This is a genomic window from Pseudomonas paraversuta, assembly GCF_904067025.1.
Lineage (GTDB): Bacteria > Pseudomonadota > Gammaproteobacteria > Pseudomonadales > Pseudomonadaceae > Aquipseudomonas > Aquipseudomonas paraversuta.
In genome coordinates this window covers 3856588-3875604 of sequence record NZ_CAJFDA010000001.1, presented here as the reverse complement: position 1 = coordinate 3875604, position 19017 = coordinate 3856588, and the positions used below count along the sequence as shown (strand labels likewise).

General features: G+C 57.7%; 16 protein-coding genes. 11 read left to right on the top strand and 5 right to left on the bottom strand.

Translation table 11 applies throughout. The annotated features are described in order from the left end of the window. Window positions 1-28: 28 nt before the first annotated feature. Complete coding sequence (gene dapD / locus JQ848_RS17600; RefSeq protein ID WP_003440400.1) at window positions 29-1063, bottom strand: 2,3,4,5-tetrahydropyridine-2,6-dicarboxylate N-succinyltransferase; 1035 nt, start codon at window positions 1061-1063, stop codon at window positions 29-31. Window positions 1064-1099: 36 nt separating this feature from the next. Beyond that, entirely contained in the window at window positions 1100-1462 is a 363-nt protein-coding gene (locus JQ848_RS17595; protein WP_127196014.1) for an ArsC family reductase, read from the bottom strand. A gap of 229 nt (window positions 1463-1691) precedes the next feature. Between JQ848_RS17595 and JQ848_RS17590 the strand changes: the two genes are divergently transcribed. Beyond that, entirely contained in the window at window positions 1692-3335 is a 1644-nt protein-coding gene (locus tag JQ848_RS17590) for a Na+/H+ antiporter (protein ID WP_003440407.1), read from the top strand. 77 nt (window positions 3336-3412) lie between these two features. On the opposite strand, the gene dapC is transcribed toward JQ848_RS17590, so the two are convergent. The 3 genes from dapC to map all read right to left on the bottom strand — a co-directional run bounded on the left by dapC (window position 3413) and on the right by map (window position 8272). Beyond that, complete coding sequence (gene dapC, locus JQ848_RS17585; protein ID WP_003440410.1) at window positions 3413-4612, bottom strand: succinyldiaminopimelate transaminase; 1200 nt, start codon at window positions 4610-4612, stop codon at window positions 3413-3415. 26 nt (window positions 4613-4638) lie between these two features. After that, the gene (locus tag JQ848_RS17580) at window positions 4639-7341 is read right to left on the bottom strand and encodes a [protein-PII] uridylyltransferase (protein ID WP_010655964.1); all 2703 of its coding nucleotides are present in this window, start codon (window positions 7339-7341) and stop codon (window positions 4639-4641) included. A 67-nt stretch (window positions 7342-7408) separates the two neighbouring features. After that, on the bottom strand, window positions 7409-8272 hold the full coding sequence (gene map, locus JQ848_RS17575; protein ID WP_083912784.1) for a type I methionyl aminopeptidase: 864 nt from the start codon (window positions 8270-8272) through the stop codon (window positions 7409-7411). A gap of 291 nt (window positions 8273-8563) precedes the next feature. Between map and rpsB the strand changes: the two genes are divergently transcribed. The 10 genes from rpsB to JQ848_RS17525 all read left to right on the top strand — a co-directional run bounded on the left by rpsB (window position 8564) and on the right by JQ848_RS17525 (window position 19017). Then, the gene (gene rpsB / locus JQ848_RS17570; RefSeq protein WP_003440422.1) at window positions 8564-9307 is read left to right on the top strand and encodes a 30S ribosomal protein S2; all 744 of its coding nucleotides are present in this window, start codon (window positions 8564-8566) and stop codon (window positions 9305-9307) included. Window positions 9308-9513: 206 nt separating this feature from the next. Next, entirely contained in the window at window positions 9514-10383 is an 870-nt protein-coding gene (gene tsf, locus JQ848_RS17565; RefSeq protein ID WP_003440424.1) for a translation elongation factor Ts, read from the top strand. A 205-nt stretch (window positions 10384-10588) separates the two neighbouring features. Beyond that, on the top strand, window positions 10589-11332 hold the full coding sequence (gene pyrH / locus JQ848_RS17560; protein ID WP_003440426.1) for a UMP kinase: 744 nt from the start codon (window positions 10589-10591) through the stop codon (window positions 11330-11332). Next, on the top strand, window positions 11329-11886 hold the full coding sequence (gene frr, locus JQ848_RS17555) for a ribosome recycling factor (RefSeq protein WP_003440428.1): 558 nt from the start codon (window positions 11329-11331) through the stop codon (window positions 11884-11886). Before pyrH ends, frr begins: the two co-directional genes overlap by 4 nt. Window positions 11887-11901: 15 nt before the next feature. Then, window positions 11902-12657: a polyprenyl diphosphate synthase gene (gene uppS / locus JQ848_RS17550; RefSeq protein ID WP_003440430.1), complete on the top strand. Its 756-nt coding sequence runs from the start codon at window positions 11902-11904 to the stop codon at window positions 12655-12657. Beyond that, the gene (locus JQ848_RS17545) at window positions 12657-13463 is read left to right on the top strand and encodes a phosphatidate cytidylyltransferase (protein ID WP_202210984.1); all 807 of its coding nucleotides are present in this window, start codon (window positions 12657-12659) and stop codon (window positions 13461-13463) included. The genes uppS and JQ848_RS17545 overlap by 1 nt, the downstream gene beginning before the upstream one ends. Next, on the top strand, window positions 13460-14647 hold the full coding sequence (gene ispC / locus JQ848_RS17540; RefSeq protein ID WP_003440436.1) for a 1-deoxy-D-xylulose-5-phosphate reductoisomerase: 1188 nt from the start codon (window positions 13460-13462) through the stop codon (window positions 14645-14647). Before JQ848_RS17545 ends, ispC begins: the two co-directional genes overlap by 4 nt. A 44-nt stretch (window positions 14648-14691) precedes the next feature. Next, complete coding sequence (gene rseP / locus JQ848_RS17535; protein WP_202210983.1) at window positions 14692-16044, top strand: sigma E protease regulator RseP; 1353 nt, start codon at window positions 14692-14694, stop codon at window positions 16042-16044. Window positions 16045-16119: 75 nt separating this feature from the next. Further along, window positions 16120-18468, top strand: a complete 2349-nt coding sequence (gene bamA, locus JQ848_RS17530) for an outer membrane protein assembly factor BamA (RefSeq protein ID WP_003440442.1) — start codon at window positions 16120-16122, stop codon at window positions 18466-18468. Between the two features lie 45 nt (window positions 18469-18513). After that, window positions 18514-19017: an OmpH/Skp family outer membrane protein gene (locus JQ848_RS17525; protein ID WP_003440444.1), complete on the top strand. Its 504-nt coding sequence runs from the start codon at window positions 18514-18516 to the stop codon at window positions 19015-19017.

The following is a 19017-nucleotide window of genomic DNA, read 5'->3' as shown; positions in this document are numbered from 1 at the left end:
GCTGGCCCCGTCAGTGGCAGACAGACGCTTAGTTGTGAGCGTGCAGTGCTTCGTTCAGCTCGATGGCCGACTTGTGGGTTTTGCATTCCACAGCGCCGGTTTCCGAGTTGCGGCGGAACAACAGGTCTGGCTGACCGGCCAGGTCACGGGCCTTGACCACTTTGACCAGCTGGTTGTTCTCGTCCAGCAGCGCGACCTTGGTGCCGGCGGTTACATAAAGGCCGGACTCAACGGTGTTGCGGTCGCCCAGCGGGATACCGATACCGGCGTTGGCGCCGATCAGGCAGCCTTCGCCAACCTTGATCACGATGTTGCCGCCGCCCGACAGGGTGCCCATGGTGGAGCAGCCGCCGCCCAGGTCCGAGCCCTTGCCGACGAATACGCCCGCCGAGACGCGGCCTTCGATCATGCCCGGGCCTTCGGTGCCTGCGTTGAAGTTGACGAAACCTTCGTGCATCACGGTGGTGCCTTCGCCGATGTAGGCGCCCAGACGGATCCGCGCGCTGTCAGCGATACGCACGCCGGCCGGAACCACGTAGTCGGTCATTTTCGGGAACTTGTCGACCGAGAACACTTCCAGCAACTCGCCACGCAGGCGGGCTTCGAGCTGACGCTCGGCCAGTTCGCCCAGGTCGATGGCACCCTGGCTGGTCCATGCCACGTTCGGCAGCAGCGGGAACACGCCAGCCAGGCTCAGGCCGTGGGGCTTGACCAGGCGATGGGACAGCAGGTGCAGCTTGAGGTAGGCCTCGGGGGTGGAGGTCAGGGCTGCATCTTCGGCCAGCAGGGTGGCGACCAGCGGCTTGTGGCTTTCAGCCAGACGGGTCAGCAGGGCGGCCTGGGCGGTGTCGATCGGTTTGGCGATTTCAGCCATTTGTGCAGCTTGCGCGGTGCTGAAGGTGATTGCCTGGTTGCCGCCGGTGTAGCCCAGGATCGGGGCGATGGCTGCGATCAGCTCGGCCGACGGGTTAAGCAACGGTTGGGCGTAAAACACTTCCAGCCATGCGCCTTGACGATTCTGGGTACCAACACCAAAGGCCGCGCTGAATAGGGTAGTAGACATGCAATTACCTCTTGAACATAAATAAATGGGCGGGCTTTAAAGAAGGGCCGCCGCATAAAGATCTGGCTTGAAGCCAATCAGGGTTTTGTCTCCGAGATCGAGCACCGGGCGCTTGATCATCGAGGGTTGGGCAAGCATCAGTTCAATGGCTTTCGCCTGGTCGAGATCGGCTTTGCGTTCGTCGTCGAGTTTGCGAAAGGTTGTACCGGCGCGATTGAGTACCACTTGCCAGCCGTGCTCGTTGCACCATTGGGTCAGGTGCTCGCGGTCAATACCGCTGGCTTTGTAATCGTGGAAGTCGTAGCGCACGGCATGCTCATCCAGCCAGGTGCGAGCCTTCTTCATGGTGTCGCAGGCCTTGATGCCGAAAAGGTGCAACGTCTTGTTCGAATCGGTCACTGGATTGCCCCTCCTTTGAATACGCCGGGAAATGATCGGTGGCGGATTATGCCATGAGCAGCGGCCTTGGGCTCGGCCGGGTGCAAGCTTGGCATGTACGTGTGACAGGTCGTCGCATTGCGACTTTTGTTCAGCGGTCAGAGCCCGGGCTTAAAGGCTACTATGGTACGCAATGGGGAAATTGTTGCCTCATATGTTTTAAGGCTTATTGTTCGGGAATCCTGTTGATATGCAAACTGCCTATACCGTCCTCATCTTGCTGATGCTGGTGGGCGTCTCGCGTTTATTGGGGCGCGTGATTCCGCTGCCTCTGCCCCTGGTGCAGATTGCTGCCGGTGCAGTGCTGGCGTGGCCAACCCTGGGCTTGCACGTGGCGCTGAACCCCGAGTTATTTCTCTTTTTGTTTTTGCCGCCGTTGTTGTTCTCGGACGGTTGGCGCATGCCAAAGCGCGAATTCTGGCGCCTGCGGGGGCCCATTCTGACGCTGGCCGTCGGCTTGGTGCTGTTCACTGTCGTGGGGGCCGGCTACTTCATTCATTGGCTATTACCGAGCATTCCTCTACCCGTTGCGTTTGCCCTGGCCGCCGTACTGTCGCCGACGGATGCGGTGGCGGTATCGGCCATTGCCCAAAACCGGCTGCCGGCACCCCTGATGCATATGTTGCAGGGCGAGGCGTTGATGAATGACGCGACCGGCCTGGTGACCTTCAAGTTCGCCCTGGCGGCAGCCATCACCGGGGTTTTTTCCCTGGCCAATGCCAGCGTGACTTTTTTGCTGGTGGCTTGTGGCGGCCTGGCGATAGGTGTGGCATTGAGCTGGGTTGTAGGGCGCATGCGCTCGTGGATGATCACGCGGGGCTGGGATGATCCGGCCACGCATGTGGTGTTCATGCTTCTGCTGCCGTTTGCCGCTTATGTACTGGCCGAGCGTCTGGGGGCTTCGGGTATTTTGTCGGCGGTAGCGGCGGGGATGATGCAGAGCTGGCTGGATTTGTTGCCGCGGCAAACCAGTACCCGGTTACTGAACCGCAGCGTGTGGTCGCTGCTGGAATTTGCCTTCAATGGCCTGATTTTCTTGCTGTTGGGCCTGCAGTTGCCGGATATCATCAAAGCCGTCGTCAGACTGGAGCCCACACTGTGGCCGACCCTGATGTATCGCTGCCTGGATGTAGTGGTGATCTTTCTGGTGCTGTTGGCGTTGCGTTTTATCTGGGTGCAGAGCATCTGGCGCTTGTCCGGCCTGTTGCGCCGCTGGCGCGGCAAGGGCGAGTTGACCATGGTGCCGACTGCACGTTCCTGCTGGTTGCTGACGGTGGGCGGGGTGCGTGGGGCCGTGACGCTGGCGGGCGTGATGTCGGTGCCGCTGTTGATCAGCGAAGGCCTGGATTTTCCGGAGCGCGAACTGTTGATCTTCATTGCCGCCGGGGTGATTTTGCTGTCGTTGATCGTGGCCTGCATTGCCTTGCCCCTGTTGTTGCGCGGTATCCCCAAGAGTCAGGACGATGCCATGCGGGCTGAAGTGCGCGAAGCGTGGCGGCGCACGGCGGAAGCGGCGATTCATGCGCTGGAGGCTGAAGAGGTGGTCGAGCCCGAGAAGCAGGATGCTGCGCTGGCGGCATTGGCGGCTGAATTGAAGGCGCGGATCATGTCCGAGTACCGGCATCAGCTTGAGGTGTTCAATGACTCGGCGGAAGCTCAGGCGCTGGCGTCGCAGATGGACCATCTGGAAAGCCGTTTGCGGCTCAAGGCGCTCAGGGCGCAGCGGCTGGAGCTGTACAGCTTGCGTCGCCACCATGAAATCGGTGATGACGTACTCAGTGAAGTCCTGCGGGATCTGGACTTGAGCGAGGCCAACCTGGGAACCGTGAAGTAGCCCGACATCTGCAGCAGCGAGCTCGCCTCATGATCTTTAAAGATCGCGGGGCAAGCTCGCTGCTGCAGGTCTGGAGGTTATTTGCGGCGCAGAATGAACTCGCGAATCCGTTCTGCGGCTTCTACGCATTCTGCCAGCGGCGCTACCAGTGCCATGCGCACGCGGCCGGCGCCGGGGTTGAAGCCGTCGACTTCGCGGGACAGGTACGAGCCCGGGACCACAGTCACCTGTTCTTCGGCGAACAGGTCGCGGCAAAAGTCTGCGTCATCCCCTTCAACTTTGGGCCACAGGTAAAAGCCGCCGTCCGGGCGCTGTACGTCGAGGACCGGGCCCAGGATTTCCAGCACCGCATCGAACTTCTCGCGATACAGGTCGCGGTTGGTGCGCACGTGGGCTTCGTCGTTCCAGGCCGCAATGCTGGCCAGCTGGGTTTGAACCGGCATGGCGCAGCCGTGGTAGGTGCGATACAGCAAAAACGCCTTGAGGATCTCGGCGTCACCGGCCACGAAACCCGAGCGCAGGCCTGGCAGGTTGGAGCGCTTGGACAGGCTGTGGAATACCACGCAGCGTTTGAAATCTTCACGACCCAGGTCTACGCAGGCGCTCAGCAGGCCGACGGGCGGTGTCTGCTCGTCGAAGTACAGTTCGCTGTAGCACTCGTCGGCGGCAATCACGAAGTCATGTTTGTCAGCCAGGGCGATCAGTTTTTTCAGGGTGTCGAGGGGGATCAGCGCGCCCGTCGGGTTGCCCGGTGAGCACAGGAACAGGATCTGGCAGTTGTCCCAGGTCTCGGCCGCTACGGCGTCGAAGTCCGGGTTGAAGCCATGTTCTGCCAGGCACGGCAGGTAGTGCGGTTTGGCGCCGGCGAGGAACGCTGCGCCTTCGTAGATCTGGTAGAACGGGTTCGGGCTGATCACCAGCGCGTCGTCGCCACGGTTGACCACGGTCTGGGTGAAGGCAAACAGCGCTTCACGGGTACCGTTGACCGGCAGGATGTTGCGCGCCGGGTCGAGCCAGCCTTTTGGCACCTGGAAACGTCGCTCGGCCCAGCCGCCAATGGCTTCGCGCAGGGCCGGGATGCCGAGGGTGGTCGGGTAGACCGCCATCTGGTCCAGGTTGTCGGCCAGGGCCTTGGCCACGAAATCCGGCGAGCGGTGTTTGGGTTCGCCAATGGACAACGCAATCGGGCGTTTGTCGGTGTTGGGCTGCACGCTGCCAAGCAGGGCGCGCAGTTTTTCGAACGGATAAGGCTGAAGCTGGTTTAGAGCGTTGTTCATTGGATGCGGGTCTCGCTCGGCGGCGCTTAAATGCTCAGGCGCCACGGTTCAGGGGTTGAGTCTTTGTCGACGGTCAGCTGTTCAACGATGGCTTCCTGCAAACGCATGCACAGCTGCGGATCGGACAGCGGCTGATTGTTTTCGTCAGTAACGAAAAACACGTCTTCGACGCGCTCGCCCAGGGTGGCAATTTTGGCGTTCTGCAACGACAGGTCGAACTCCAGAAAAATCATCCCGATACGGGCCAGCAGGCCGGGCCGGTCGGGTGCGCTGAGTTCCAGTACGGTCACCGGGCGCTGCGCGTCATTGTGAATCGTCACCTGGGGCGGGAAAGCAAAATGCTTGAGCTGGCGGGGAACCCGGCGCTGGATGATGTTGGGGTAGTCATCGGGGTTGCGCAGCGCTTCAGTCAGGCCCTTGCGGATTCTCTCGACGCGGGCCGGGTTATTGCCGATCGTTTCGCCGTCGTTGTCGAGCACGATGTAGGTATCGAGGGTGAACTTGCTGCTGGAGGTGATGATTCGCGCGTCATGAATGTTCAGGTTGAGCTGATCCATCGCGGCCACGGTTACGGCAAAGAAGTCATGCTGGTCGGGCGCGTAGATGAAAATCTGGGTGCCGCCTTCGAACTCGCGCTGGGTGGTTTCCTTGATCAGTACCAGCGGGCCGCCATCGGCCGGTTGTTGCAGGATGGCCTCGGTGTGCAGGGCCACATCGGCCGAGGTATGGCGCAGGAAGTAGTCGTCGCCAAGCTGGGACCAGAGTTGTTCCACATCGTCCTGGTCGTTGCCGTTGCGCACCAATATGTCCAGCGCGGCACTCTGGGTCTGGCGGATCTGCTCTTCGCGATCAACCGGGTTTTCCAGGCCGCGACGCAGTGCGCGCTTGGTTTCGGTGTAAAGCTGGCGCAACAGGCTGGCGCGCCACGAGTTCCACAGGGTCGGGTTGGTGGCATTGATATCGGCCACGGTCAGGACGTACAGGTAGTCGAGACGGGTTTCGTCGCCCACGATCTGGGCGAAGTCATGGATGACCTGGGGGTCGGACAGATCCTTGCGCTGGGCGGTGGTCGACATCACCAGGTGATTTTGCACCAGCCACACGATCAGGCGTGTATCCCACTGCGGCAACTGGTGGCGGATGCAGAACGCCTCGGCATCTACCGCGCCAATCTCGGAGTGGTCGCCATGCCGGCCTTTGCCGATATCGTGATACAGCCCGGCCAGGTAAATCAGTTCAGGCTTGGGCAGCTTGGCCATCAGCTTGCTGGCCAGCGGGAATTTCTCTGACACCTGGGTGTACTGCAATTTACGCAGATGCTTGATCAGGTTCAGGGTGTGGGCATCGACGGTATAGATGTGGAACAGGTCGTGCTGCATTTGCCCGACGATAAAGCCGAATTCGGGCAGGTAGCGTCCGAGAATGCCGTAGCGGTTCATCCGGCGCAGGTTGCGATGGATGCCGATCTTGCACTTGAACAGCTCGATAAACAGGCTGGTGTTGCGGATGTCTTTACGGAAGTCGTCGTCGATCAGGTAGCGGTGTTCGCGCAACAGACGAATGGTATCGGCCCGCACGCCCTTGATCTCGGGGTGCTGGGCCATCAGCAGGAAAATTTCGAGCATGGCAAACGGCGTGCGTTTGAACACATGGTCGCTGGTGGCCTCGATGTAGCCATCGTGCAGCTGGAAGCGCGAGTTCAGCGGGGCAGGCGGCGCGGCGTCGTCGGGTGCCAGAATCACTTCTTCGAAGTGCTGGATGATCAGGTCGCTGAGCTGGGCGATGCTCATGACCACCCGGTAGTACTGCTGCATGAAGTTTTCGATGGTCTGTTTGGTATCTTCGCCGGTAAAGCCGAGCAACTCGGCGATGCTGCGTTGATGATCAAACAGCAGGCGGTCTTCAGCGCGGCCGGCGAGCATGTGCAGGGCGTAGCGGACTTTCCACAGGAACTCTTGCGAGGATGCCAGCAGGGCGTGCTCGCTCTCGACCAGGAAACCTTCACCCGCCAGGGCGCGCAGATTGAGGGTGCCGTACTGACGTCGGGCCACCCACAAAATGGTCTGGATATCGCGCAGGCCGCCCGGTGAGCCTTTGACGTTGGGCTCCAGGTTGTATTCCGTGTCGTTGTATTTGTGGTGACGAGCTTTCTGCTCGGCACGCTTGGCCAGAAAGAAATCCTTGCTGGGCCACATGTGGGCGGTACTGGTGACGTCCAGCATGCGCTGGCGCAGGCGCTCAGGGCCGGCCACGGTACGGCTTTCCATCAGGTTGGTGATGATGGTCAGGTCGGCACGGGCCTGCTCGGCGCATTCGTCCACCGAGCGCACGCTCTGGCCAACTTCGAGACCGATGTCCCAGAGCAGGGTCAGAAAGCGTTCGATGGAGTCGCGGAAAATTTCGTGATCGGCGTTGTCCAGCAGGATCAGCAAATCGATGTCGGAGTAGGGGTGCAGTTCGCCACGGCCGTAGCCGCCGACGGCAACCAGGGCGATATCGGCCTGGTTGCTCCAGCTGAACTGATCCCACGCCTGTTGCAGGATATTGTCGACGAACCAGGCGCGATCTTCGATCAGGCGTCGAATATCGCGGCCACTGCGAAAGCGTTCGTCCAGAGCCTCTCGCGCCTGGCGGATGGCCTTTTTGAAAGCGGCAATGGGGCTTGCCTTCAACGCCAGTTCGGCCTGGAACTGGCCGCGGTCAAAAAGTTCGGGATCCACCTGCGGCATCGATTGGCTTTCCTATCGCTGTAAAGCTTTTATATAGGGAGAATCTATATAGAGACTGCTTGAGGTATCAGGCCGAAACGCGAGGGATGGTGTCATCGCTGCGCAGGGTGAAGATCTCGTAGCCCGTCTCGGTCACCAGCAGGGTGTGTTCCCACTGCGCTGACAGCTTGCGGTCCTTGGTGATTGCGGTCCAGCCATCACCCAGAACCTTGGTATCGGCTTTGCCCTGGTTGATCATCGGCTCGATGGTGAAGGTCATGCCTGCTTTGAGTTCCATGCCGGTGCCGGCGCGACCGTAGTGCAGGATTTGCGGCTCTTCGTGGAAGACCTTGCCGATGCCGTGGCCGCAGAACTCGCGAACTACCGAGAAGCCGTTCTTTTCAGCGTGCTTCTGGATCACTTCGCCGATGTCGCCCAGGCGGCAGCCCGGTTTGACGATTTCGATGGCCTTGTACATGCATTCCTGGGTCACTTGCGACAGGCGCTCGGCCCAGACCGGTACCTTGCCGACGTGGAACATGCGGCTGGTATCGCCGTGGTAACCGTCCTTGATGACGGTAACGTCGATATTCAGGGTGTCACCGTCTTTCAGCACCTTGTCGCCCGGGATGCCGTGGCACACCACATGGTTGATCGAGGTGCAGATGGACTTCGGAAAGCCTTTGTAGTTGAGCGGAGCGGGGATGGCCTGCTGCACGTTGACAATATAGTCATGGCAGATGCGGTCCAGCTCTTCGGTGGTAACGCCGGGCTTGACGTGCTCGGCAATCATTTCCAGGACTTCGGCGGCCAGTTTGCCGGCGATACGCATTTTTGCGATGTCCTCGGGGGTTTTGAGGGTGACGGTCATTCGGGCTCTCTTCGCGCGTTGGCGCTCATCATCAGGATTGCGGGGGTGCTTTGCTGCTGCACACCGCCATAAAAATGCGATTCTAACAGACGGTCGGCGATAATCATGGGCCTCTCGCCATCGCTTCTCTTAATAGAATGGGGCATTCTGGCTCTATTCCAGACCCTGCGCAAAAGGGCGAGGAAGAAAGTCTGATTCCGTGTTTCGTTTTTTGCGCATCTTGTGGTATAAAATGCGCCGCTTTCCGGGTATAGCCCGCTAAGCACAAACCCACACACGTATCGACACGATGACCTGGGTGCCTTCAGCTCGAAGCTGCTGGTTGGTCGTTGGGATACGTGGAGGCCTAACCCGACTTACTAAGGAACTACCATGTCCCAAGTCAACATGCGCGATATGCTGAAGGCCGGTGTGCACTTCGGTCACCAAACCCGTTACTGGAACCCGAAGATGGGTAAATACATCTTTGGCGCGCGTAACAAGATCCACATCATCAACCTTGAAAAAACCCTGCCAATGTTCAACGAAGCTTTGACTTTCGTAGAGCGTCTGGCCCAGGGCAAAAACAAGATTCTGTTCGTCGGCACCAAGCGTTCCGCTGGCAAGATCGTTGCTGAAGAAGCAACCCGTTGCGGTTCGCCGTACGTTGATCACCGCTGGTTGGGCGGCATGCTCACCAACTTCAAAACCATCCGTGCTTCCATCAAGCGTCTGCGTGACCTTGAAATCCAGGCCGAAGACGGTACTTTCGCCAAGCTGACCAAGAAAGAGGCGCTGATGCGCACTCGCGATCTGGAAAAGCTGGATCGTAGCCTGGGTGGTATCAAGGACATGGGCGGTCTGCCAGACGCACTGTTCGTTATCGACGTTGATCACGAGCGTATCGCGATCACCGAAGCTAACAAGTTGGGTATCCCGGTTATCGGCGTTGTCGATACCAACAGCAGCCCAGAAGGTGTTGACTACATCATCCCGGGTAACGATGACGCAATCCGCGCTATCCAGCTGTACATGGGTGCGATGGCTGATGCTGTGATCAAAGGCCGTAACCACGTTGCTGGCGGCACCGACGTTTTCGTCGAAGAAGCTCCGGCTGCAGCGGTAGTTGAAGGCTGAGTAATTAACGCCTAGCGTTTACTCAGTACGCAAAAAGGGGGCTTGGCCCCCTTTTTGCCACCTCGAAATCCATTTGTTGGAAGTTGCCCTGGCGTTGCTGTATCAGATTACGGCTGGCAGGGTTGTATCGAGGCATGCTTCACACGAATTGAACGCCCGTTCGGTCGGGTGGAATGGTTGAAAACCTATCCAAGAGGAATTTTGAAATGGCAGAGATTACTGCAGCGTTGGTTAAAGAACTGCGTGAGCGTACCGGCGAAGGCATGATGGATTGCAAGAAAGCCTTGACCAAGGCTGGCGGCGACATCGAAAAAGCCATTGATGACATGCGTGCTTCGGGCGCCATCAAGGCTGCCAAAAAAGCAGGCAACGTTGCTGCTGAAGGCGCTATCGCAGTTAAAGTTGCTGAAGATGGCAAATCTGCCGTTATTCTTGAAGTTAACTCGCAAACCGACTTCCTGGCTCTGCAAGACGACTTCAAAAAATTCGTTGCTGACAGCGTAGAAAAAGCTTTCGCTGAGAAGCTGACCGACGCAGCTCCGCTGATCGCTTCGCAAGAAGCTGATCGTCTGGTTCTGGTTGGTAAAGTAGGCGAGAACGTAAACATCCGTCGCCTGGCCCGCATCGAAGGCGACGTTGTTGATGCTTACCTGCACGGCAACAAGATCGGTGTTGTAGTAGCTCTGAAAGGCGGCAACGCCGAGCTGGCACGTGACATCGCCATGCACGTAGCTGCAAGCAACCCTGAGTTCCTGCTGCCATCGCAAGTTTCCGCTGACGCTATCGAACGCGAAAAAACCGTGTTCATGAGCCTCAACGAAGACAAGATCAAAGGCAAGCCAGCAGAAATCGTTGAAAAAATGGTTGCCGGTCGTATCAGCAAGTTCCTGGCTGAAGCCAGCCTGGTTGAACAAGCTTTCGTTAAGAACCCGGAAATCAAGGTCGGCGAACTGGCCAAGAAAGCCGGCGCTGAAATCGTTTCCTTCACCTACTTCAAAGTAGGCGACGGTATCGAGAAGCCAGTTGATGACTTCGCTGCTGAAGTTGCTGCACAAGTGGCTGCAAGCAAGCAATAAGACGGTTCTAAACTGTCGACCCGAAGAGGCTGCCCGCTCACGCGCGCAGCCTCTTTTCAAATGGGTGGGGATTTTCCCTTCCCGGCGGAACCGGTTTACAAAATAGTGTTCCGATGGTGCTGCTGTGCAGTGCCAGCTAGAGTAAGCGCGGGCTGTAAACAGCCTCGCACAGATTTTTTATAAAACGCGGCAGGAGAGATTCGCAATGGCTCAGCAGGGCAGTGGTTATCAAGCTCGCTATAAACGCATTCTACTCAAGCTAAGCGGCGAAGCCCTGATGGGCTCTGAAGAGTTCGGGATCGATCCCAAAGTTCTCGACCGCATGGCGCTGGAAGTCGGCCAGCTGGTTGGTATCGGTGTTCAGGTAGGGTTGGTGATTGGTGGTGGCAACCTGTTCCGTGGGGCTGCGCTGAGTGCTGCAGGTATGGATCGCGTTACAGGCGACCATATGGGCATGCTGGCAACCGTGATGAACGCCCTGGCCATGCGCGACGCGCTGGAACGTGCGAATATCTCCGCCATCGTAATGTCGGCCATTTCCATGGTGGGCGTGACTGATCATTACGATCGTCGCAAGGCCATGCGTCACCTGAACGCCAAGGATGTGGTGATTTTTGCTGCAGGTACCGGCAATCCATTCTTCACGACGGATTCGGCTGCCTGTTTGCGTGCCATTGAAATTGACGCTGATGTGGTGCTCAAGGCAACCAAGGTCGACGGCGTGTACACCGCAGATCCATTCAAAGACCCGCATGCCGAGAAGTTCGATCATCTGACTTACGATGAAGTACTGGATCGCAAGCTGGGCGTAATGGACCTGACGGCTATCTGCTTGTGCCGCGACCATAAAATGCCATTGCGTGTATTTAACATGAACAAGCCCGGCGCCCTGCTTAATATTGTCCATGGCGGCGCTGAAGGCACTCTGATCGAGGAAGGTCAACAATGATCAACGAAATCAAAAAAGACGCTCAAACGCGCATGCAGAAATCGCTGGAATCTCTGTCCCATGCATTTGGCCAGATCCGTACCGGCAAGGCTCACCCGAGCATTCTGGGTAGCGTGATGGTGCCTTACTACGGCTCGGATACTCCGATCAGCCAAGTGGCCAACATCACTGTCAAAGACTCCCGTACCCTGCAAGTCGTAGCGTTCGAGCGCAATATGCTCGGTGCGGTAGACAAGGCAATCCAGAGCGCCGGTCTGAACCTCAATCCGACCAACCTGGGCGAATTGCTGCTGATCTCCATGCCTGCCCTGACTGAAGAAACCCGCAAGGTGTTCGCCAAGCAGGCCCGTGACGCAGCTGAAGATGCCCGCATTGCTGTGCGTAATATTCGTCGCGATGCGCTGAGCCAGTTGAAAGATCTGGTCAAGGAAAAAGAAATCAGCGAAGACGAAGAGCGTCGTGCTGCTGATGATATTCAGAAGCTGACCGACAAGGCTGTAGCTGATATCGAAACTGCCACCAAGCAGAAAGAAGCTGACCTGATGGCCGTATAAGGGTCTGGGCGTTTTATGGAAATGACCAAGCAGGCTGAGCCGTCATCGGTGCCGCGACACGTCGCCATCATTATGGACGGTAATAATCGCTGGGCGAAAAAACGCTTTATGCCGGGTGTTGCCGGGCATAAAGCGGGAGTGGATGCGGTTCGCGCAGTGATTGAAGTGTGTGCCCAGGCCAAGGTCGAGGTACTGACGCTGTTCGCGTTCTCCAGTGAAAACTGGCAGCGCCCGGCAGCAGAAGTCAGTGCCTTGATGGACTTGTTCTTCCGGGCACTGCGTCGTGAGGCCAAGCGCCTCAATGAAAACAACATCAGTCTGCGGATCATTGGCGACCGCTCACGCTTTCATCCCGATTTGCAAATGGCGATGCGTGAAGCGGAAGCAATGACTGCGGGTTCTGAGCGCTTTGTGCTGCAGATCGCCGCTAACTACGGCGGTCAGTGGGACATCGCCCAGGCCGCTCAGCAGTTGGCGCGTCAGGTGCAGGCAGGGCATTTGCAGCCTGAAGACATCACCCCTGACGTGTTGCAAGCCTGTCTGGTAACGGGTGATCTGCCTTTGCCTGATCTGTGCATTCGCACCGGTGGCGAGCATCGCATCAGCAATTTTCTGCTGTGGCAGCTGGCCTATTCCGAGTTGTACTTCTCCGACCTGTTCTGGCCGGACTTCAAACACGAAGCCATGCGTCATGCATTGGCTGATTTCGCTTCTCGCCAGCGCCGCTTCGGTAAAACGAGCGAGCAGGTTGAGGCTGGAGCCCGGGTTTAATGCTTAAACAACGAATCATTACTGCTCTTATCTTGCTGCCAATTGCCCTGTGCGGTTTTTTCCTGCTTGAGGGGGCCGGCTTTGCGCTGTTTATTGGCCTGGTCGTGACCCTGGGGGCCTGGGAATGGGCACGCCTGGCGGGCTTTGAAGCTCAGTCGGCCCGCGTTGCCTTTGCTGCGGTTGTAGCCTTGCTGCTGTTTGGCCTGCACATATTCCCTGATCTGGCGCCATGGGTGCTGGGTGCTGCGGTTCTGTGGTGGGCAGTGGCAACTTACCTGGTGCTGACCTTTCCGCAATCAGCGGTGCACTGGTCAACGACTGCGACCAAGCTGGTCATCGGCCTGCTGATTCTGTTGCCGGCCTGGCAGGGTCTGGTGCTGATCAAGGCGATGGCGCTGGGTAACTGGTTGATCATGGCAGTGATGGTTCTGGTGTGGGGTGCCGATATCGGCGCCTATTTCTCGGGGCGTAAATTCGGCAAGCGCAAGCTCGCACCGAAAGTCAGTCCGGGCAAAAGCTGGGAGGGTGTATTTGGCGGCTTGTTGCTGAGCTTGCTGATCACCGCTGCGGTCGGTGTGGTGCGTGGCTGGAGCGCCTCCGAGATGTTTGCCGCACTGGTCGGTGCTGGCGTGATCGTATTGATTTCGGTGGTGGGTGACCTCACCGAAAGCATGTTCAAACGCCAGTCCGGGATCAAGGACAGCAGTAACCTGCTGCCTGGCCATGGTGGTGTTCTGGACCGCATCGACAGTTTGACTGCGGCGATCCCGGTATTTGCTGTATTGCTGTGGATGGCGGCGTCATGAGCCGTCCACAACAGATTACTGTTCTGGGGGCTACGGGTTCGATTGGCCTGAGCACCCTGGATGTTGTTGCCCGTCACCCTGATCGCTATCAGGTGTTCGGTTTGAGCGGTTACAGCCGTCTCGCCGAGCTGCTGGCGTTGTGCATTACCCACAAGCCAAAGGTTGTGGTCGTGCCGGATGATCGTGCGGCCAGCCAGTTGCTGGCCGGCCTGCGCTCGGCAGGGCTCGGTGTCGAGGTCCTGGTGGGTGAGGAAGGCCTGTGCCAGATTGCTTCGGCGCCCGAGGTTGATTCGGTCATGGCGGCGATTGTTGGTGCTGCGGGCTTGCGTCCGACACTGGCAGCGGTCAATGCAGGCAAAAAAATCCTGTTGGCGAATAAAGAAGCGCTGGTGATGACCGGCGACCTGTTTATGCAGGCTGTTCGCCGCAGTGGTTCGGTGCTGTTGCCCATTGATAGTGAGCACAACGCCATTTTCCAGTGCCTGCCGCAGGATTTCGCCCGAGGCCTGACTAATGTTGGCGTTCGCCGGATTCTGTTGACGGCGTCTGGCGGACCTTTTCGCCAGACCCCCCTGGCGGAGCTTGAGCACGTTACGCCGGATCAGGCCTGTGCCCATCCCAACTGGTCGATGGGGCGCAAGATTTCCGTAGACTCTGCCAGCATGATGAACAAGGGCCTGGAATTGATCGAGGCTTGCTGGCTGTTTGACGCCAGACCGGACCAGGTCGAGGTGGTCATCCATCCGCAAAGCGTGATTCATTCGCTGGTCGATTATGTGGACGGTTCGGTGCTTGCCCAGCTGGGTAATCCGGATATGCGCACTCCGATTACCAATGCCCTGGCATGGCCTGAGCGCATTGATTCGGGGGTCGCGCCGCTGGATCTGTTTGCAGTTGCGCGTCTTGATTTCCAGCGCCCGGATGAGCAGCGCTTTCCCTGCTTGCGCCTGGCCCGTGAAGCGGCCATGGCGGGCAACAGTGCGCCGGCGATGCTGAATGCGGCGAACGAAGTAGCGGTTGCGGCCTTTCTTGATGGCCGAATCCGTTACCCGCAAATTGCCCGTATCATCGAAGACGTTTTGAACAGTGAGCCTGTGGTTGCAGTAGACGAGTTAGAGGCGGTCTTCGCCGCCGATACCAAGGCGCGAATGCGGGCTGAACAGTGGTTGAGTCGTAACGGCTGATAAGTGGTGCTTGCCGGAACCGGACAGGATCGCGGAGAAAGTAGATGAGTGCGCTATATATGATTGTTGGCACCCTGGTGGCATTGGGTGTGCTGGTCACTTTTCATGAATTCGGTCACTTTTGGGTGGCGCGCCGTTGCGGCGTCAAGGTTCTACGTTTCTCCGTGGGTTTCGGTACGCCTTTGCTGCGCTGGCATGACCGCAAGGGTACCGAGTTTGTCATTGCAGCCATCCCGTTGGGTGGCTACGTGAAAATGCTCGACGAGCGCGAAGGCGAGGTTCCCGCCGATCAGCTGGATCAGTCCTTCAATCGCAAGACCGTTGGTCAGCGCATAGCCATTGTCGCCGCCGGGCCGATCGCCAACTTCTTGTTGGCGATGGTGTTTTTCTGGGTGCTGGCAATGATGGGCAGCCAGCAGGTGCGGCCTGTAATCGGTGCCGTAGAAAGCGCCAGCCTGGCAGCTCAGGCCGGCCTTGTGGCCGGCCAGGAAATCGTTGCCATCGACGGCGAGCCGACCGTTGGCTGGTCGAACGTAAACCTGCAACTGGTCCGCCGTCTGGGCGAAAGCGGTTCTATCCAGATCGCAGTGCGCGGGCCGGGCTCGGATGTCGAGACTTCGCATCAGTTGATCCTGCATGACTGGCTCAAGTCTGCTGACGAGCCGGATCCGATCAAGTCGCTGGGTATTCGCCCGTGGCGCCCCGAGTTGCCGGCAGTGCTGGCAGAGCTTGACCCGAAAGGCCCGGCACAGGCTGCCGGACTTGAAATCGGTGACAAGCTGTTGGCCATCAACGATCAGGCCATCAACGACTGGCAGCAGGTGGTTGACTGGGTTCGCGTGCGGCCGGACTCCCGTGTTGTGTTGCATGTCGAGCGCGACGGGGTTGCGCTTGATGTCCCTGTTACCCTTGCGGCTCGCGGCGAAGGTAAGGCGGCAACCGGCTATCTGGGGGCGGGGGCCAAAGGTGTCGATTGGCCACCGGCAATGATTCGTGAGGTCAGTTACGGCCCGCTCGCCGCAATCGGGGAGGGTGCAAAGCGTACGTGGACCATGAGCGTATTGACTCTCGATTCGCTGAAGAAAATGTTGTTCGGTGAGCTCTCGGTAAAAAACTTGAGTGGACCGATAACCATTGCTAAAGTGGCGGGCGCTTCTGCCCAGTCGGGCGTCGTGGATTTCCTGAGTTTCCTGGCTTATCTGAGTATTAGCCTTGGGGTTCTGAATTTGTTGCCCATCCCTGTACTGGATGGGGGGCATTTATTGTTTTATCTGATCGAGTGGGCGCGTGGTCGTCCCTTGTCGGATCGGGTGCAGGGTTGGGGGATGCAGATCGGTATCAGTTTGGTGATCGGGGTGATGTTGCTTGCTCTGGTCAACGATCTGGGACGTCTGTAAACACTTCGCTGAATTGCGAATCTGCCGCATTTTGCGGCAGTTTGTTTATTGCCAGTTGGAATAAGAAAGGACTTCATGAAACGTCTGCTGCTAACTGCGGTTCTCGCCGTACTGATGATCGCCGAAGTTCACGCCGAGTCCTTCACTATCTCTGATATTCGTGTCAACGGGCTGCAGCGGGTTTCCGCCGGTAGCGTGTTTGGTGCGTTGCCTCTGAACGTGGGTGAAGTAGCGGATGACCGCCGTTTGGTGGAATCCACTCGTGCGTTGTTCAAAACCGGTTTCTTTCAGGATATCCAACTGGGTCGTGATGGCAATGTGCTTGTCATTACGGTTGTCGAACGTCCATCCGTCTCCAGCATCACCATCGACGGTAACAAGGCGATCTCCACTGATGACCTGATGAAAGGGCTCAAACAGTCGGGCCTGGCCGAAGGTGAAATCTTCCAGCGTGCAACCCTTGAGGGTGTACGCAACGAGCTGCAACGCCAGTATGTTGCCCAGGGCCGCTACTCGGCCACGGTTGACACCGAAGTGGTGCCCGAGCCGCGTAACCGCGTTGCCCTGAAGGTCAACATCAATGAAGGCACGGTTGCTGCTATCCAGCACATCAACGTGGTGGGCAACACCGTCTTCCCTGAAGAAGATCTGGTTGACCTCTTCGAACTGAAAACCACGAACTGGCTGTCGTTCTTCAAGAATGACGACAAGTATGCTCGTGAAAAACTGTCGGGTGACCTTGAGCGTCTGCGCTCTTACTACCTCGATCGCGGCTATATCAATATGGATATCGCTTCGACCCAGGTATCGATCACCCCCGACAAGAAGAACGTCTACATCACGGTCAACGTGAATGAAGGCGAAAAATACAATGTCGGCGAAGTGAAACTGAGCGGTGACCTCAAGGTTCCTGAAGATCAGATCAAATCGCTGTTGCTGGTTCAGCCAGGGCAGGTGTTCTCGCGCAAGCTGATGACCACTACCTCCGAACTGATTACCCGTCGTCTGGGTAACGAGGGCTACACCTTCGCCAACGTGAACGGTGTGCCTCAGCCAAACCCTGAAGATCACACGGTAGCCATCACTTTTGTGGTTGATCCGGGCAAGCGTGCTTACGTGAACCGCATCAACTACCGCGGCAACACCAAGTCTGAAGACGTGGTTCTGCGTCGCGAAATGCGCCAGATGGAAGGTGGCTGGGCTTCGACTTACCTGATTGACCAGTCCAAGGTTCGCCTTGAGCGTCTGGGCTTCTTCAAGGAAGTGAACGTTGAAACTCCGGCTGTGCCAGGCACTGACGACCAGGTTGACGTGAACTACGCCGTAGAAGAGCAGGCTTCGGGTTCGATCACTGCCAGCGTCGGTTTTGCCCAGAGCGCCGGTTTGATCCTGGGTGGCTCGATCACGCAGAACAACTTCCTGGGTACGGGTAACAAGGTCAGCATTGGCCTGACCCGCAGCGAATACCAGAGCCGCTACAACTTCAGCTACGTTGATCCGTACTGGACTGCAGATGGCGTAAGCCTGGGCTACAACGTGTTCTACCGCACCACTGACTACAAAGATCTGGACGTTGACGTTGCCAACTACTCCGTTGACAGCCTGGGTGCAGGCGTCAGCATGGGCTACCCGATCAGCGACACCTCGCGTCTGACCTATGGTCTGACCGTGCAGCAGGATGAAATCAGTACCGGTCAGTACACCGTTGACGAGATTTTCGACTTCGTAAACCGTGAAGGCACCAAGTACCTCAACTTCAAGGCATCGGTCGGCTGGTCTGAATCGACCCTGAACAAAGGTGTACTGCCAACACGCGGCAGCTCGCAGAGCCTGGTGCTTGAAAGCACGATTCCTGGCAGCGACCTGCAGTTCTACAAGCTGGACTACCGTGCCCAGCTGTTCCAGCCGTTGACCGACACCTACACCATGCGTCTGCACACAGAGCTGGGCTATGGCGACGGTTACGGTTCGACTGAAGGCCTGCCGTTCTACGAGAACTACTACGCCGGTGGTTTCAACTCGGTACGTGGTTTCAAGGACAGCGCTCTGGGCCCTCGCAGCACGCCTAGCTCGGGTAAAAACCCGGGCACCATCGCTGACCCTGATCAGGATCCGCTACCATTTGGTGGTAACGTGCTGATCCAGGGCGGTGTGGAAGTTCTGTTCCCGATGCCGTTCGTCAAAGATCAGCGCTCCCTGCGGACCTCTGTGTTCTGGGATGTTGGTAACGTGTTCGACACCAACTGCAAGGGCGATACCAAGGATTGCGACATCAGCTTTAGCAACATGGCCAGCTCTGTCGGTGTTGGCGTGACCTGGGTGACTGCACTTGGCCCGCTAAGCTTCAGCTTGGCAATGCCGGTCAAGAAACCGGATGACGCAGATACCCAGGTATTCCAGTTCTCCCTCGGCCAGACTTTCTAAAAGCCTGACTTTAGACACAGACAACAGTTTTTTTAGGAGTGCATCGTGCGCAAGTTGACTCAATTGGTTCTCCTGGCTTCGGTCCTGGTCGCTGGCCCAGCCTTTGCTGATATGAAAATTGCCGTACTGAACTATCAGATGGCATTGCTGGAATCTGACGCTGCCAAGCGTTATGCCGTGGATGCCGAGAAGAAATTTGGCCCGCAACTGACCAAGCTCAAAAGCCTGGAAAGCAGCGCCAAGGGTATTCAGGATCGTCTGGTAAAAGGCGGCGATAAAATGCAGCAGGGCGAGCGTGAGCGTCTGGAGCTTGAATTCAAGCAAAAGGCCCGCGATTTCCAGTTCCAGTCCAAGGAACTGAACGAAGCCAAAGCAGTTGCTGACCGTGAAATGCTGAAACAGCTCAAGCCAAAACTGGACAGCGCTGTTGAAGAAGTCATCAAGAAAGGTGCCTTTGACCTGGTATTCGAGCGTGGTGCTGTGATTGATGTCAAACCTCAGTACGACATCACTCGCCAGGTTATCGAGCGCATGAATCAGCTGAAGTAA